General features: G+C 55.2%; 14 protein-coding genes and 1 other annotated feature. Of the genes, 6 read left to right on the top strand and 8 right to left on the bottom strand.

The genetic code is table 11. The features are described 5' to 3' along the window. Window positions 1-58 precede the first annotated feature (58 nt). From htpG to MC50_RS14540, 6 genes are all read right to left on the bottom strand, one after another. Window positions 59-1,933 carry a molecular chaperone HtpG gene (gene htpG, locus MC50_RS14565; RefSeq protein ID WP_032700678.1) on the bottom strand — a complete coding sequence of 625 codons (1,875 nt, stop codon included), beginning with the start codon at window positions 1,931-1,933 and terminating at the stop codon, window positions 59-61. Window positions 1,934-2,044: 111 nt separating this feature from the next. Beyond that, entirely contained in the window at window positions 2,045-2,650 is a 606-nt protein-coding gene (gene recR, locus MC50_RS14560) for a recombination mediator RecR (RefSeq protein ID WP_004858810.1), read from the bottom strand. Next, a complete protein-coding gene (locus tag MC50_RS14555) occupies window positions 2,650-2,982 on the bottom strand; it encodes a YbaB/EbfC family nucleoid-associated protein (RefSeq protein WP_004858807.1) in 333 nt (110 codons plus the stop codon). The genes recR and MC50_RS14555 overlap by 1 nt, the downstream gene beginning before the upstream one ends. Before the next feature lie 57 nt (window positions 2,983-3,039). Further along, the gene (dnaX, locus tag MC50_RS14550; protein ID WP_032689197.1) at window positions 3,040-4,953 is read right to left on the bottom strand and encodes a DNA polymerase III subunit gamma/tau; all 1,914 of its coding nucleotides are present in this window, start codon (window positions 4,951-4,953) and stop codon (window positions 3,040-3,042) included. Further along, window positions 3,646-3,710: a sequence feature (DnaX frameshifting element), on the bottom strand. (Overlaps the previous gene by 65 nt.) Before the next feature lie 92 nt (window positions 4,954-5,045). Further along, entirely contained in the window at window positions 5,046-5,597 is a 552-nt protein-coding gene (gene apt, locus MC50_RS14545; RefSeq protein ID WP_032689198.1) for an adenine phosphoribosyltransferase, read from the bottom strand. Window positions 5,598-5,747: 150 nt separating this feature from the next. Then, window positions 5,748-6,125 carry a DUF454 family protein gene (locus MC50_RS14540; protein WP_032689199.1) on the bottom strand — a complete coding sequence of 126 codons (378 nt, stop codon included), beginning with the start codon at window positions 6,123-6,125 and terminating at the stop codon, window positions 5,748-5,750. Window positions 6,126-6,194: 69 nt separating this feature from the next. On the opposite strand from MC50_RS14540, the gene priC reads away from it, so the two are divergent. Together priC and rsmS are read left to right on the top strand one after the other, a co-directional pair. Then, complete coding sequence (priC, locus tag MC50_RS14535; protein WP_032689200.1) at window positions 6,195-6,722, top strand: primosomal replication protein N''; 528 nt, start codon at window positions 6,195-6,197, stop codon at window positions 6,720-6,722. A gap of 12 nt (window positions 6,723-6,734) precedes the next feature. After that, a complete protein-coding gene (rsmS, locus tag MC50_RS14530) occupies window positions 6,735-6,911 on the top strand; it encodes a pleiotropic regulatory protein RsmS (protein ID WP_049264627.1) in 177 nt (58 codons plus the stop codon). 50 nt (window positions 6,912-6,961) lie between these two features. On the opposite strand, the gene mscK is transcribed toward rsmS, so the two are convergent. Then, entirely contained in the window at window positions 6,962-10,309 is a 3,348-nt protein-coding gene (gene mscK, locus MC50_RS14525) for a mechanosensitive channel MscK (protein ID WP_032696520.1), read from the bottom strand. Between the two features lie 133 nt (window positions 10,310-10,442). Beyond that, window positions 10,443-11,093: a multidrug efflux transporter transcriptional repressor AcrR gene (acrR, locus tag MC50_RS14520; protein ID WP_047664240.1), complete on the bottom strand. Its 651-nt coding sequence runs from the start codon at window positions 11,091-11,093 to the stop codon at window positions 10,443-10,445. A 142-nt stretch (window positions 11,094-11,235) separates the two neighbouring features. Here acrR and acrA point away from each other — a divergent pair, with 142 nt between their 5' ends. From acrA to MC50_RS14500, 4 genes are all read left to right on the top strand, one after another. Beyond that, window positions 11,236-12,429, top strand: a complete 1,194-nt coding sequence (gene acrA / locus MC50_RS14515; RefSeq protein ID WP_032689203.1) for a multidrug efflux RND transporter periplasmic adaptor subunit AcrA — start codon at window positions 11,236-11,238, stop codon at window positions 12,427-12,429. A 22-nt stretch (window positions 12,430-12,451) separates the two neighbouring features. Beyond that, on the top strand, window positions 12,452-15,598 hold the full coding sequence (gene acrB, locus MC50_RS14510; RefSeq protein WP_032689204.1) for a multidrug efflux RND transporter permease subunit AcrB: 3,147 nt from the start codon (window positions 12,452-12,454) through the stop codon (window positions 15,596-15,598). 527 nt (window positions 15,599-16,125) lie between these two features. Continuing rightward, window positions 16,126-16,500, top strand: a complete 375-nt coding sequence (gene tomB / locus MC50_RS14505) for an Hha toxicity modulator TomB (protein WP_004858785.1) — start codon at window positions 16,126-16,128, stop codon at window positions 16,498-16,500. Between the two features lie 26 nt (window positions 16,501-16,526). Then, window positions 16,527-16,745: an HHA domain-containing protein gene (locus MC50_RS14500; RefSeq protein ID WP_004858783.1), complete on the top strand. Its 219-nt coding sequence runs from the start codon at window positions 16,527-16,529 to the stop codon at window positions 16,743-16,745. The last annotated feature ends 82 nt before the right edge of the window (window positions 16,746-16,827 follow it).

Raw genomic sequence — 16,827 nt, 5'->3', positions numbered from 1 at the left:
CGTCCACCCCGGCCCGCGCACCGTACGCGCGGGCCGGGGTGGACAAACAACGAAGCGATCAGGAAGCCAGCAGCTGGTTCATGCGGCGAATAAACTGGTTAGGATCTTCCAGGGTACCGCGTTCGGCCAGCAGGGCCTGATCGAGCAGCAGCTCAACCCATTCGCCAAACCGGGCCTCATCCTGCGTATCCGCCGTGCGTTTCACCAGCGGGTGAGCCGGGTTCAGTTCGAAAATGTACTTCACTTCCGGTGCTGACTGACCCGCAGCGGCAAACAGCTTCGCCATCTGGGTGCTCATTTCGTCCGCGTCGGTGGTGACGATAGCCGGCGTATCGGTCAGACGGTGCGTCAGACGAACCTCTTTCACCCGCTCGCCCAGCAGCGTTTTCACGCGCTCAACGAACGGTTCCAGCGCCTTTTCGGCCTCTTTGGTGCTTTCATCGACGTCATCCGCCAGCTTATCCAGCGATTCGTCGGCTTTCGCCACCGACTGGAACGCCTTGCCGTCGAACTCGGTCAGGTAGCTCATCATCCACTCGTCGATGCGGTCAGAGAGCAGCAGAACTTCGATGCCTTTCTTACGCAGCAGCTCGAGGTGCGGGCTGCTCTTCGCCGCGGCGTAGCTGTCCGCGGTGATGTAGTAGATCTTCTCCTGCCCTTCTTTCATGCGGGAGACATACTCTTCCAGCGACACGGTCTGCGCGGCGGAATCGGTATGGGTAGAAGCGAAACGCAGCAGCTTAGCAATCGTCTGCTGATTCGCGCTGTCTTCCGCCGGGCCTTCTTTCAGCACCAGGCCAAACTGTTGCCAGAAGGTCTGATATTTTTCCGCGTCGTCTTTGGCCAGTTTTTCCAGCATCTGCAGCGCGCGTTTGCTCAGCGCGGTGCGCAGGTTGCGGGTCACGCTGCTGTCCTGCAGAATTTCACGCGACACGTTCAGCGGCAGATCGTTGGAGTCGACGAGGCCGCGGACAAAGCGCAGGTAGTTCGGCATGAACTGCTCGGCTTCATCCATGATGAAGACGCGCTGCACGTACAGCTTCAGGCCATGCTTGTGATCGCGGTTCCACATATCCCACGGCGCCTGCGACGGGATGTACAGCAGGCTGGTGTACTCCTGCTTGCCTTCCACGCGGTTGTGGCTCCAGGTCAGCGGGTCGCTGTAGTCGTGGGCAATGTGTTTATAGAATTCGTTATATTCGTCGTCTTTGATTTCCGACTTATTACGGGTCCACAGCGCCTGGGCCTTGTTGATTTTCTCCCAGGAGATCACCGTTTCGCCGTCAACCTCTTCGCGCTTTTCAATCTCTACCGGCAGCGCGATATGATCGGAATATTTGCTGATGATCGAACGCACGCGCCAGTCGTTGAGGAAATCATCTTCACCTTCGCGCAGGTGCAGGGTAATTTCAGTGCCGCGGTCGGCTTTGGTGATATCAGCAACGGTGTAGTCGCCTTCGCCGGCAGATTCCCAGAACACGCCGTTTTCCGCGCTATCACCCGCCGCGCGGGTACGCACGGTGACTTTATCAGCCACGATAAACGCTGAGTAGAAGCCGACACCAAACTGACCAATCAGCTGGCTGTCTTTTGCCTGATCGGAGCCCATTGATTCGAGGAAAGATTTTGTCCCGGATTTGGCAATCGTTCCGAGATGGTCGATCACTTCCTCACGGTTCATCCCGATACCATTATCGGCGATGGTCAGCGTGCGGTTGTCTTTGTCAAAAGAGACGCGCACGCGCAGCTCGCCATCGCCTTCATACAGGTCCGGCTGGGACAGCGCGCGGAAACGCAGCTTGTCGGCCGCATCGGAGGCGTTGGAAATCAGTTCACGCAGGAAAATTTCTTTATTGGAATAAAGAGAATGGATCATCAGGTGCAGAAGCTGTTTAACCTCTGACTGAAAACCACGAGTTTCTTGTCCTTTCATCTAAATCAACCTCAACAATGCCATTGTTAATGGTAAAAAAACCGTTGAAGGGGAGATGGGGACTGAAGGGGAAATTTTCAAGCGGAGGCCCCAAAAAGCGCCTCCGTTTGGTTAAAAACGAATCTTGTGTCGACCGGCAAGGGAGTGCGACAGCGTGGTGCCGTCAACCATCTCCAGCTCGCCGCCTACCGGTACGCCGTGGGCGATACGGCTGGCTTCTACGCCATACTGCGCGCAGAGTTCGGCTATGTAGTTAGCGGTCGCTTCTCCTTCCACCGTCGGGTTGGTGGCGAGGATCACTTCCTGCATTGATTCGTCGCGCAGACGCTGCTCCAGACGATCGAGCCCGATATCATCCGGTCCGATGCCATCAAGCGGCGACAGATGGCCCATCAGGACAAAGTAGCGCCCGGAAAACTGCCCGGTCTGCTCAATGGCGTAGATGTCCGCGGGGCTTTCCACCACGCAGATCTGGCCATTTTCACGGCGGCGCGGATTGCTGCAAATATTGCACACCTCCTGCTCGGTGAAGGTGCGGCAATCGGCACAGTGGCCGATTTCCGACATCGCGCGCGTCAATGACTGCGCCAGACGCATCCCGCCGCTACGATCGCGCTGAAGTAGCGTAAACGCCATGCGCTGCGCTGACTTCGGGCCAACGCCCGGCAGACAGCGCAATGCTTCCATAAGCTGAGTTAACAGCGGGCTGGTTTGCATCAGAATGGCATCTTAAAGCCAGGCGGCAGCTGCATGCCGGAGGAGACGGAAGCCATCTTCTCTTTCTGGGTCTCTTCAATACGGCGCGCCGCATCGTTGAACGCCGCAGCGACGAGATCTTCCAGCATATCTTTGTCGTCTTCCAGAAGGCTCGGATCAATCTCCACGCGACGGCAGTTATGCGCACCGTTGATGGTCACTTTCACCAGACCTGCGCCGGATTCACCGGTCACTTCCAGCTGCGCGATCTCTTCCTGCATTTTCTGCATTTTGTCTTGCATCTGCTGGGCCTGCTTCATCAGGTTACCCAGGCCGCCTTTTCCACCAAACATAGGCTTCTCTCTCAGTAAGTCATCGTTAAGGATGCTGACCGCAAGTCAAACTTGCAATCAAATGGGGCGAATACTCTCTTCATCCAGATCCGCATCGAAGAACCGGCGCAGCGTCTGAATGTTGTTATCCGCAATAATCGCTTCGCGCGCTTGCGCGAGCTTCTCTTCATAAATTGCCTGCCGCCACTCCAGCGGCGTGCGCATCGCAGGATTATCGTCTTCCACGATGGTCAATTCAACCGGTGAACCGTACAACACGCCGAGCGCTTCGGCCAACTTTTGCTGCGCGCCGGCGGAATTGAGATGCCGCTGGCTCGGACGCAGATGCAGACAGATACGATTACCGTCCTGCTCTTTCCACGCATTCAGCGCCACCTGCTCGACCAGCTTCGGCACCGCCAGTTGATTAACCTCTGCCGCCCAGCCGTCGCGTTCGACCGCTTCCAGCGCCAGTTTTGCCGCCAGCTCCGGCGTTTTTTCATGCTCCAGCGCTTTCTTCAGCGCCTTTGGCGTCGCGACCTCTTCTTTCACCGTTTCGACAATTGTCGTCGCTTTCCAGCGATAGGCTTCTTTTTTGGCCGGAGCCTTTTCCTGCACCGCAGCAACGGCCGGACGAGCCTGCACGCGCTCGGTTATTGAACTCAGTCGCTCCAGCGCAGCGTTATTCACCGGCCGCGCGCGGGATGCGGCTGCCGGTTCACTCTTTTTTGGGGTGGGTGCTCCCTGGCTACGCTGCAGCTGGCTGCGTGCCGCCAGAACCTGACTGGTGGTTTGCGGTAGATTCTGCGGCGGCGGCTGTACCGGCGGAGCAGATACCGGCGCCGCCTGCACAGGCGCGGCCAGCGTTGCCGGTAGCGGCTTCACCTCCGGTTCCGGCAGCGGCGCTTGCGGATGGAATGCCAGCGCACGCAGCAGCGTCATTTCCACCCCCATGCGCCGATCCGGCGCATACGGCAGCTCTTTGCGGCCAATCAGGAGCGTCTGATAGTACAATTGTATATCGGTGGGCGGCACGGTGCGCGCGAGTTCACGCATACGCAGCTCCACCGCGGCCATATCGGCGCCCAGCGCCGAAGGAGAGAGCTGGACCATCGCAATCCGGTGCAGCAGACTCTGCATTTCAACCAGCAGCGCTTCCCACTCAACACCGCGGGAGGCCGCTTCGTTAACGCCCGCCATGACGCGTTCGCCATCGGCCGCCACCAGCGCCTCAATCAATGACAGCGCCTGATCGTCGTCGAGCGTGCCGAGCATGGTACTGACCGACTCCGCCGTCAGACGACCATCGCCGCTGGCAATCGCCTGATCGGTCAGGCTTAAGGCATCGCGCAGGCTGCCGTCCGCCGCGCGCGACAGCAGCTGCAGCGCGCGGGACTCAAAGGTAATCTGCTCTTCGCCGAGAATATGCTCAAGCTGATGGCGGATCTGTTCGACATCCAGCGCCTTAAGATGGAACTGCAGACAGCGCGACAGGATCGTCACCGGCAGCTTCTGCGGATCGGTGGTCGCCAGCAGGAATTTGACGTGCGCAGGCGGCTCCTCCAGCGTTTTTAACAACGCGTTGAAGCTGTGGCGCGACAGCATGTGGACTTCATCGATCAGATAGACCTTAAAGCGGCCACGGGCCGGCGCATACTGGACGTTATCCAGCAGGTCGCGGGTGTCTTCGACTTTGGTACGGGAAGCGGCGTCAATCTCAATCAGATCGACAAAGCGCCCCTGCTCTATTTCGCGGCAGTTATCACACACGCCGCACGGCGTGGCGGTAATACCGGTTTCACAGTTCAACCCTTTTGCGAGCAAACGCGCGATGGAGGTTTTCCCCACGCCGCGGGTGCCGGAAAAGAGATAAGCGTGATGAATGCGCCCTAACGATAAGCCGTTCGCCAGTGCGGTCAGCACATGTTCCTGGCCGACGACGTCAGCAAAGGTTTGTGGGCGCCATTTACGGGCTAAGACCTGATAACTCATGGGCTGGCTCTGAAACGCTGGAAGGTGAAATCACGAGGGGGTCATGCTATCACAGCCCCGCTCAATCAGCGAGGCTATGTGGCGGGATTTGCTTAGTGACCCGGGAACGGGACCAGGCTATAGCAGTTGATTCCCAGTTTTTCCAGGCGCTGCTCGCCGCCCAGATCAAACAGATTGATCACAAAGGCGGCGTCGTGCACTTCGCCGCCCAGACGGCGAATCAGCTTCACGGTTGCATCGATGGTGCCGCCGGTCGCCAACAGATCGTCGACGACGAGAACTTTATCGCCTGCGGTGATCGCATCGACGTGAATTTCCAGCTGATCGGTACCGTATTCCAGCTCGTAGCTCTCCGCAATGGTTTCACGCGGCAGCTTGCGCGGTTTACGTACCGGCACAAAACCCACGCCCAGCGCCAGCGCCACCGGAGCGCCAAACAGGAAACCACGCGCCTCGGTGCCCACCACTTTAGTTATGCCGGCGTTTTTATAACGCTCGGCCAGTAGCTCAATGCACAACGCATAGGCTTTCGGGTCTTCGAGCATGCTGGTGACATCGCGGAAAAGAATACCCGGTTTCGGATAGTCCTGAATGCTTTGGATGCTGTTCTTTAGATATTCAAGCTGCTGTGCAGTTGCGGTCATAAGTTTATGCCTGATAAAAACGGTGTTACTCACGGGCAGGCCAAACGGGTCAAAGAAACATTTGATTAACCTTTGACCAGGCGTGCCCGCGCTCGAAAACGCTCGAATTTACTGTCTGTAAGCGACAATTGCAACACTCATTATGGTGCATCAGTGCTTTTGTTGCGTCGCGTCAACAACCGGAATACGCCACATAAATATCAACAGGCAGGCCAGAATCACCAGCAGCATGATGCGAACCCACGTAAGCTTAACCAGCCACAGCGACACGGCGAAGGTCAGCACAATCATCACAATCGCCCGCGGCTTGGCACCAGGCGGCATCGCACGATATTGCTGCCAGTGACGAAGATAACCGCCGAACCAGGAACGATACAGCAGCCAGTGGTGAAAACGCGGTGAAGAGCGGGCAAAACACCAGGCCGCCAGCAAAATAAACGGGGTGGTCGGCAATAAAGGCAAAAAGACGCCCAGCGTCCCCAGCGCTACCGCCAGCCAGCCTATGATGATTAAAATGATACGTGGCATAATGCGAATCGTTATCAAGCAGATATGGCTACTGTAGCACAGTTGTCTATCAGCGTAGGGAGGAGTTATTTGAAAACAGCCCGGCTTTTACACACGCTGGAAAATCAGTTGGCCCAACTGGCCGCGCAGGTTGCGCCGCTGGCGCATCATGCTACGCTCAGCGCCCGCTTCGATCGCCAGCTGTTCCGTACTCGCAGCACGCTGATGCAGGACTGTCTCGAGGAGGCGCAGCAGCACTTTACTGAACTGCGGCAGGCCGTTGAGCAGCAGCAGCTTCCGCAGGTCGCCTGGCTGGCGGAGCGGCTGGTGGCGCAAGTTGCCGCCCTCAGCCGGGAGGCGGCAACCTGGCCACTGCGTAGCTGGGACAGCGCCTCGCCCGGAATAAACCGCTGGCAGCGGCGGCGGCTTCAGCATCAGGAGTACGAACGACGACTGCTGGCGATGCGCAACGATCGCCAGCGTCAGCTGGCGCAGGCGACGACGCTTGAGGAGCAGCAGCGGTTGGCGAAAGAGGTCGATGCCTGCGCTGCGCGTTTAGCACGCTGTCGCGATGCGCTGGAAAAAATAGAAGGCGTGCTGGCACGCTTAACACGCTAAGAAGGAGTCACTATGTCGCTGGAAAACGCCCCGGATGAGGTCAAGCTGGCCGTTGATTTGATTATGCTGCTGGAAGAGAACCAGGTGTCAGCGCAAACCGTGCTGGGGGCGCTGGAGATCATTAAACGTGACTATGAAAACAAACTCAATCGCACCGGGCAGACATCAGGTGAAGCGGATAAACGCTAACCGACGGCGCGTCAGAAACGGGGCGGCGCACTGGCCGCCCCCGCTGAGTCTTACCCGATAGCCGGAGACGGATCGTCTCCTTTGACCTCACGCTTGAGCTCCGTCACTTCATCCCCTTTTTCGTTACGCAGATGGACTTCCAACTGGTTGAAGGCGATGTTGATGTCGTTTTCACGGCACAGGCGGTCGATCGCGCGGTTCAGTTCATCGACGGTATAGCTGCGATCGCGCAGTTCGCGCACATATAAACGCAGCTCATGATCCAACGTGCTGGCGCCGAAGGTGGTAAAGAAGACCGATGGCGCAGGCTCCTGCATCACTTTCGGATGCTCATGTGCCGCCTGCAGCAGAACTTCCTTGACCTTATCCAGATCGGAGCCGTACGCCACGCCGATGCGGATCACCACACGGGTTACGGTATCGGACAGCGACCAGTTGATCAAACGCTCGGTCACAAACGCTTTGTTCGGGATGATCACCTCTTTACGGTCAAAGTCGGTAATGGTCGTGGCGCGAATGCGGATCTTGCTGACGGTACCGGAGAAGGTGCCGATCGTCACCGTATCGCCGATGCGCACCGGGCGTTCGAAGAGGATAATCAGGCCGGAAACGAAGTTACCGAAAATCTCCTGTAAACCAAAGCCCAGACCAACCGACAACGCGGCCGCCAGCCACTGCAGCTTGTCCCACGAGACGCCCAGCGCGCCAAATACCGTCATCGCACCGATGGCGATAATCGCGTAGTTGAGGATCGAGGTAATGGCGTAGGAGGTCCCCTGGCGCATGTTGAGCCGAGAGAGGATCAGCACTTCCAGCAGACCCGGTAGGTTGCGGATCAACGCCCAGGCGACCATGGACGCGACGATCGCAAACAGCAGGCTTCCCATCGTCACGCTTCTCACCACGCTGGCTCCTGCTTCGGTGCCGTTGTAGTGCCACAAGGTAATACTGTCGAGATAGGCGAATACGGTGATGAGATCGGACCAAATCGCCCAGAACACAACGCCAAACAAGGCGACCATCACCAGCATGGTAATACGCAACGTTTGTTGGTTGACCTGCTCCAGCGCAATTGTCGGCTCTTCCTGCGGTTCAGCCCCTTCAGCCCCCTCTTTGACCATATGCTGGCGACGGGCCAGCGCACGCCGCCAGGCGATACGTCGTGCGGCAACGCTCAGGCCGCGCAAAACGGTCTGGTACAGCAGATTCCACAGCATCACCAGGTAGACGGTTTCAATCCAGCGACCGGCCAGACGCAGGGTGGTATAGAAGTAGCCGGTGGCCGTCAGTACCATCAGCGCGACAGGCACAATCGAGAGAACGGTGACGGTGAGAAGGCGCAGGCTGTGCGACTCTTTATCACGCCAGCTCTCGCGACACATCGGCCACACCAGTACCGCGATCAGCAGCAGATTGAGGAAGATAACGAACTGCCCCAGCACGTCATCCATCAGATTCAGCGGCGACAGTTCAGAGACCACCGACCAGAAATTCAGCGGCAGCAGCGCCAGGCTGACGCGCACAATTTGCCGACGCCAGTGGCTGGTCAGCTGCGGTGGCATATTAAAGTGGCTTACCGCCACACCGTCTTTTTCCAGCACCTTCCAGCACAGACCAAACACCAGCCAGAACAGCGCCAGTTTTTTACTGTATGCCCACAGCAGTTCGCTGATGTTCAGCTGCATCGTCAGCAGAATCAGCCCTACCGCCAGAATCAGCAGCACGACGGGCAGTGCGCGGATCAGGTCAATCAGAATCGCTTTGGGCGTATGGAGCTGCGTGTCGTTACGCAACTGGCCGACCTGCGAAGCCAGCCGGGCCTGGTAATTACGTAACCACTGCAGGCGCCAGCGAATCAGGCCCGCAATCAGCAGCAGCGGCAGACCGGCAAGGAAAGCAACAAACACCGCCGGCCACGCTTTCTCCCAGTTTACGGTGATTTTCATCGCCTTAAACTGCCCTTTCAACGCTTCCGGGAAGGATTTAATCCAGTCCCAGTCCATCGGTTTGTTGCTATTCACCCAGAAAATCTGCTGGGTCAGGATGGCTTTCAGGTTGCTTGAGACGCTCATTAACTGCTGCTGGTTGATCTGCAGGTTAATCGCCATCATCAGTTGATTGCCGAGCTGCTTGTTAAACTGGTCGAGCAGTTCGCGGCGCATATCCACGACGTCCAGCAGGGCATTATGGACGTCAGGGGTCACTTCATTACTGTGACCTTCTTCCAGTTTGGCGACGAACGCATCGCTCTGGAACAGCGCATCACGTTGCTGGTTGACCTCAAACTGTTCAAGACGCAGATCGGCAATACGGTTGGTCATATCCTCCAGCTCGTCCGCCGACGGTAGCGTCTGCTGCTGCTGGTAAAGGATGCGTGACAGTAACAGGCTCCCTTTGAGGACTGAAATCTGCTCTTTGATATCACGTTCAGATTGCAGCGCCCGATCGAGCCAGTTTTTCACTTTGATATTGCGCTGCACCAGCTGATTGCCGTTCTCGGTCGCCGCAATGAGCTTCTGACTCAGCTGATGGTTAATATCCAGCTCTTGTTTGACCAGCGGGTTGGACTGGATACGCGCCGTCTCATCCGGCGTGACCGCTTCCTGAGCGGTTTTTTCGGTTAGCGTCAGGCGCTTGCTGTTAACCGCTTCCTGCAGCAGCTGCAGCTGATGTTCGAGACGATTGCTGTTGGCGCTGACGTAATCACGTTGCTTTTGCAGCGTATCCTGCAACACGGTGTTGCCTTCGAGGCTCTTGCGCTGCTGCTCAATTTGCGCGTTAAGCAGAGCCTGCTGCGCCAGCAGCAGGCTCTGCTGGCTCGGACGCAGGGCTTCGTCACCCGTGGTGGTGGTGCCGTTCAGGCGGTTGCGTATCTGCTGTAGCTGCTGGGAAGCCGCATACATCGCATTTTGCACGCGTTCCGGCTGGGTTTGCAGGGAGACCAGTTGGCTGTTGTAGGTCGCCAGATCGTTTTGCGCGGTTTGCAGATCGTCCAGCGTCTGGGAGAGACGAGATTCCAGCTGCCGCAAAGAGAGCGTGCTGAGCGTTTTCCGCGTCGCCTCATCATCAGACACCTCGCTTAACGCGTTCAGGCTATCGACCGCCTGACGCATCTTGGCTGGCGCCTGCTCAACCTGTTGCCGCAGCTGAGTCGTTTCCGACTTAATCCGCTCGATTTTATCGAGTGCTTCAAGGGTCTGCACCAGGTCTTGCTGAACCAGCTTGTCCTGTGGCGTCAGTTCCTTTTGCTTATTTAGCGTATTAAGTTGATTCTGAATATCAGATCGGTCAGGGACATCGGCAGCCAGAGCTTGGTTCACGCTGAGACAGCCGATAAATAACAACAGTACAATTACAAAAGCGGAAGTGGCATTTCGCCAACGGATAGTATGCAGCATAGTGTTAACATGAGTGGTTGCAATAGCCGGAGAATACCGGGGGTCGTCGCAGACCGCAGAATAGCACTTCTGCCATCGCACGAATAGCGGCGACTATCAGCAAACACTCACCTTTTTTATTTTGCCGGGAGCGTTAATTCTTGACCTCTGAGGGCGCCCGGAGCGTAGGGCAAAACTGATACATTTCGAGAAGAATGGCAACATAGTCGCGCGCTTCTTTTTCAAGATCGAATGAATCCGGCGCAAAGAGCCAGTTTTCCATCAGACCGGAGAGATAGCTGCGCATTAAAACCGCCGCCCGGCGGGTTAACAAATTGGCCGGCAGCATGTTGGCCGCAATGCACTCCTTTAGCGTGTGTTCAATACGTTCGTAGCTCTCAAGACACAAGCTGCGCTGCGCTTTCTGAACCACCGCCATCTCACCGACAAACTCACATTTATGGAAGATAATTTCCATCATTAGCCGCCGCCGCTCTTCTGTCACCGTGGCTTCAAGAATATGAACTAAGATCTCCCTGACAACTGACAGTGGATCGTTGGGGAATTTTGCCCGATACTCAACTTCAAGATCGCTAATACTTGCGTCCGACAACACCCATATTTCATTAAATAAATCTGATTTATTCTTGAAATGCCAGTAGATAGCCCCCCTCGTTACCCCGGCAGCTTTTGCAATTGCTGCCAACGAGGTAGATGATACGCCTTGCTGCGAAAACAAACGCAGAGCAACATCCAGAATGTGTTGCCGGGTTTCAAGTGCCTGTTGTTTGGTTTTTCGTGCCATAGGTCGATGAGTTTATAGAGGTTGCGTTTACATACATTTATGAATGTATGTACCATAGCATGACCATAATAGAAACACAGTAGTGGGTTTGTGGTCGTTTGAGCCACTGAACAATTTGAAATTGGACACTCGAGGTTTACATATGAACAAAAACAGAGGGTTAACGCCTCTGGCGGTCGTTCTGATGCTCTCAGGCAGCTTAGCGCTAACAGGATGTGACGACAAACCGGCTCAGCAAGGAGCCCAGCATATGCCGGAAGTCGGTATTGTGACGCTCAAATCCGCACCTCTGCAAATCACCACTGAGCTACCGGGCCGCACCAGCGCCTACCGTGTTGCAGAAGTCCGTCCTCAGGTAAGTGGCATTATTCTGAAACGTAACTTTACGGAAGGTAGTGACATCCAGGCTGGCGTGTCCCTTTATCAGATCGATCCGGCAACTTACCAGGCCAGCTATGAAAGCGCAAAAGGCGACTTAGCCAAAGCACAGGCAGCGGCTAATATCGCGCAGCTGACGGTTAAACGTTATCAGAAACTGCTCGGCACCAAATACATCAGTCAACAGGATTATGATACTGCCGTCGCCGACGCGCAGCAGAGCAACGCTGCGGTTGTGGCCGCGAAAGCCGCTGTGGAAACGGCGCGTATTAACCTGGCTTATACCAAAGTGACTTCACCTATCAGCGGGCGAATTGGTAAATCCGCCGTGACCGAAGGTGCACTGGTGCAGAATGGTCAGGCTACTGCGCTGGCAACCGTTCAGCAGCTGGACCCTATCTATGTTGATGTGACCCAGTCGAGTAACGATTTCCTGCGTCTGAAACAAGAGCTGGCAAACGGAACGCTGAAACAAGAAAACGGCAAAGCCAAAGTCGAACTGGTTACCAACGATGGGCTGAAGTATCCGCAGGGCGGTACGCTGGAATTCTCTGATGTCACCGTTGACCAGACCACCGGCTCTATCACTTTACGCGCCATCTTCCCGAACCCGGATCACACCCTGTTACCTGGGATGTTCGTCCGCGCGCGTCTGCAGGAAGGGACTAACCCGGATGCACTGCTGGTTCCACAGCAGGGCGTAACCCGCACGCCGCGTGGTGATGCCAGCGTGATGGTTGTCGGTGAAGGCGATAAGGTCGAAGTTCGTCAGGTCACGGCAACGCAGGCGATTGGTGATAAGTGGCTGGTCACCAGCGGAGTGAAATCCGGCGATCGCGTAATTGTCTCCGGACTACAAAAAGTCAAACCAGGCGTGCAGGTTAAAGCGCAGGAAGTAGCCTCTGACGATCAACAGCAAGTTGCCAGCAACGCTCAGTCAGAACAAACCAAGTCTTAACTTAAACAGGAGCCGTTAAGACATGCCTAATTTCTTTATCGATCGCCCCATATTCGCATGGGTGATCGCCATAATCATCATGCTTGCCGGGGGATTGTCGATCCTGAAGCTGCCTGTCGCGCAATATCCAACGATTGCGCCACCGGCGGTCTCGATCACCGCAACCTACCCTGGCGCTGATGCAAAAACGGTGCAGGATACCGTGACGCAGGTTATCGAACAGAACATGAACGGTATCGATAACCTGATGTACATGTCCTCCAACAGTGACTCAACCGGTACGGTACAGATTACCCTGACCTTCCAGTCTGGTACGGATGCGGACATCGCGCAGGTACAGGTGCAGAACAAACTGCAGCTCGCCATGCCGCTGCTGCCGCAGGAAGTACAGCAACAGGGCGTGAGCGTGGAGAAATCCTCCAGCAGCTTCCTGATGGTTGTCGGCGTTATCAACACCAACGGCACCATGACGCAGGAGGATATCTCCGACTACGTTGGCGCCAACATGAAAGATGCGATCAGCCGTACGTCCGGCGTGGGTGACGTTCAGCTGTTTGGTTCCCAGTACGCGATGCGTATCTGGATGGATCCGAACAAACTGAACAACTACCAGCTGACGCCGGTCGATGTGATCAGCGCGATTAAAGCCCAGAACGCCCAGGTAGCAGCCGGTCAGTTAGGCGGTACGCCGCCGGTGAAAGGCCAGCAGCTGAACGCCTCTATCATCGCGCAGACCCGTCTGAAATCCGCTGACGAATTCAGCAATATTCTGCTGAAAGTGAACCAGGACGGTTCGCAGGTTCGTCTGCGTGACGTGGCGAAAGTTGAGCTTGGCGGTGAAAACTATGACATCGTCGCGAAGTTTAATAACCAGCCGGCTTCCGGTCTGGGTATCAAACTGGCAACCGGCGCCAACGCCCTGGATACGGCTAACGCCATTCGCGCCGAGCTGGCGAAAATGGAGCCATACTTCCCGTCAGGCCTGAAGATTGTTTACCCGTATGACACCACGCCGTTCGTGAAAATCTCGATTCATGAAGTGGTTAAAACGCTGGTCGAAGCGATCATCCTGGTCTTCCTGGTGATGTATCTGTTCCTGCAGAACTTCCGCGCCACGTTGATTCCAACCATCGCGGTACCGGTAGTCTTGCTGGGTACATTCGCCATCCTTGCCATTTTTGGCTTCTCGATAAACACCCTGACCATGTTTGGTATGGTGCTGGCGATAGGCCTGCTCGTCGATGACGCCATCGTGGTGGTGGAAAACGTCGAGCGTGTCATGGCGGAAGAAGGTCTGCCGCCGAAGGAAGCGACCCGTAAATCCATGGGCCAGATTCAGGGCGCACTGGTCGGTATCGCGATGGTGCTTTCTGCGGTATTTATCCCGATGGCCTTCTTCGGGGGTTCAACGGGTGCGATTTATCGTCAGTTCTCCATAACCATCGTTTCGGCGATGGCGCTGTCGGTGCTGGTTGCATTAATCCTGACCCCGGCGCTGTGCGCCACGATGCTGAAACCTATCGCTAAAGGCGGTCATGGCGAGCACAAAGGCTTCTTTGGCTGGTTTAACCGCATGTTCGATAAGAGCACGCACCATTACACCGATAGCGTAGGTAACATTCTGCGTAGTACCGGTCGTTACCTGGTGCTGTATCTGATCATCGTCGTCGGAATGGCCTGGCTGTTTGTCCGTCTGCCGAGCTCGTTCCTGCCCGATGAAGATCAGGGCGTATTCCTGAGCATGGCGCAGCTTCCTGCCGGTGCTACCCAGGAACGTACGCAGAAAGTGCTGGATGAGATGACGGACTACTACCTCACCAAAGAGAAAGCCAACGTCGAATCCGTGTTCGCCGTTAACGGCTTTGGCTTCGCGGGTCGTGGTCAGAACACCGGTATTGCATTCGTTTCTCTGAAAGACTGGAGCGAACGTCCGGGCAGCGAGAACAAGGTTGAAGCGATTACCGGTCGTGCGATGGCCCGTTTCTCGCAGATTAAAGATGCGATGGTCTTCGCCTTTAACCTGCCGGCTATCGTCGAACTGGGTACCGCAACCGGCTTTGACTTCCAGCTGATCGACCAGGGCGGTCTGGGTCATGAAAAACTGACGCAGGCACGTAACCAGCTGTTTGGTGAAGTGGCGAAGCACCCTGACCTGCTGGTCGGCGTTCGTCCGAACGGCCTGGAAGATACGCCGCAGTTCAAGGTGGATATCGACCAGGAGAAAGCGCAGGCGTTAGGCGTTTCTATCAGCGACATCAATACCACGCTGGGCGCAGCCTGGGGCGGTAGCTACGTCAATGACTTCATCGACCGCGGTCGCGTGAAGAAAGTCTACGTCATGTCCGAAGCGAAATACCGTATGCTGCCGGAAGATATTGGCAACTGGTATGTTCGCGGTAGCGATGGACAGATGGTGCCGTTCTCAGCCTTCTCCACCTCACACTGGGAGTATGGTTCGCCGCGTCTGGAACGCTATAACGGTCTGCCGTCGATGGAGATCCTCGGTCAGGCGGCTCCGGGCAGAAGTACCGGTGAAGCGATGACGATGATGGAAGAGCTGGCCAAAAAACTGCCTACGGGGATTGGCTATGACTGGACCGGTATGTCCTATCAGGAACGTCTGTCCGGTAACCAGGCGCCAGCGCTGTATGCCATCTCGCTGATCGTGGTATTCCTGTGTCTGGCGGCGCTGTATGAAAGTTGGTCGATACCGTTCTCCGTTATGCTGGTTGTCCCACTGGGGGTTATCGGCGCACTGCTGGCGGCAACGTTCCGTGGTCTGACGAACGACGTTTACTTCCAGGTCGGCCTGCTGACCACCATCGGCCTGTCGGCGAAGAACGCGATACTTATCGTAGAATTCGCCAAAGACCTGATGGATAAAGAGGGCAAGGGTCTGATTGAAGCGACCCTGGAAGCAGTACGTATGCGTCTGCGTCCAATCCTGATGACCTCACTGGCGTTTATCCTCGGGGTTATGCCGCTGGTCATTAGTTCCGGCGCAGGTTCCGGCGCGCAGAACGCCGTAGGTACCGGCGTCATGGGCGGGATGGTGACGGCAACGGTTCTGGCTATCTTCTTTGTTCCGGTCTTCTTTGTGGTGGTTCGCCGCCGCTTCGGCAAGAAATCGGAAGACATTGAGCACAGCCATCCGACTGAGCATCATTAATCTCTCCACTGAGGGCCGCGTTAGCGGCCCTTTTTTTCGTCTGCGCCCCTGCCCGCTTCAGGATTCGTTGAGGAAATTTTCCGGATAGCGTATATTGAAACGCACGCATTGCTACGGTTTACTTTGCATCCTGATATACAATTTCTGGCGATAAGCTTTTACTTTGTTTTTATCAGATTATTCTTTTCCCGGTTTACCCTTATCTTAACTAAGAATATTCTTAACCCTGGTGTTATCCGGGTTTGAGATCTGGTGCCATAGAAAAGAGCATGCTAAATCAATGATCCATAAGCTTTGCTTTCGTAGAGTCACCACATTGATTGCCCTGGCATAATAAGTTCAGATATTTTTAAGATAAATTAACGGCGATAATTGTAATTTTTCGTAATAGCACGGTGAAATCTTTTTGAGAGTGGATTATAGTTAAAACAACAGGATTACAATGTATGTGTCAGGTCTGTTAGTCGTGTTCATCCCACAACGGTGCTTGTTAGTCGTCGTTTAAACCACTAAAAAGGGGATGCGTTATGGACGAATACTCGCCAAAAAGACATGATATCGCGCAGCTTCGATTTCTTTGCGAAACCCTGTATCATGACTGCCTTGCAAACCTGGAAGAGAGTAACCACGGGTGGGTGAATGACCCGACGTCGGCTATCAATCTTCAACTTAATGAATTGATCGAACACATAGCCACGTTCGCGCTTAATTATAAAATTAAGTATGCTGAGGATAATAAACTGATCGCTCAGCTGGACGAATACCTGGATGACACTTTTATGTTGTTCAGCAGTTATGGCATTAACACGGCCGATCTACAGAAATGGCGCAAATCGGGAAATCGGTTATTCCGATGTTTTGTCAACGCCAGCCGGGAAAATCCGGCAAGTCTTTCTTGTTAGTATTATTACAATCAAAAGGTGAAGTTATGTCTGGTGAACCATTAACCAAAACAGACTATTTGATGCGCTTACGTCGCTGTCAGACAATTGATACGCTGGAACGCGTAATTGAAAAAAACAAATATGAACTTTCAGATAACGAACTGGCTGTATTTTACTCAGCGGCCGATCACCGTCTTGCTGAATTGACCATGAATAAACTCTACGACAAAATCCCGACATCGGTGTGGAAGTTCATTCGCTAATTCATTTCACCTGTCAGTCAGACGGTTAACCGGGTCCTCCCCTGCCTTGGGTATAATTGTGATATTACTCGCATAAGTCACC

The organism is Klebsiella planticola, from assembly GCF_000783935.2.
GTDB lineage: Bacteria > Pseudomonadota > Gammaproteobacteria > Enterobacterales > Enterobacteriaceae > Klebsiella > Klebsiella planticola.
This window is presented reverse-complemented; position numbering and strand designations above follow the sequence as displayed.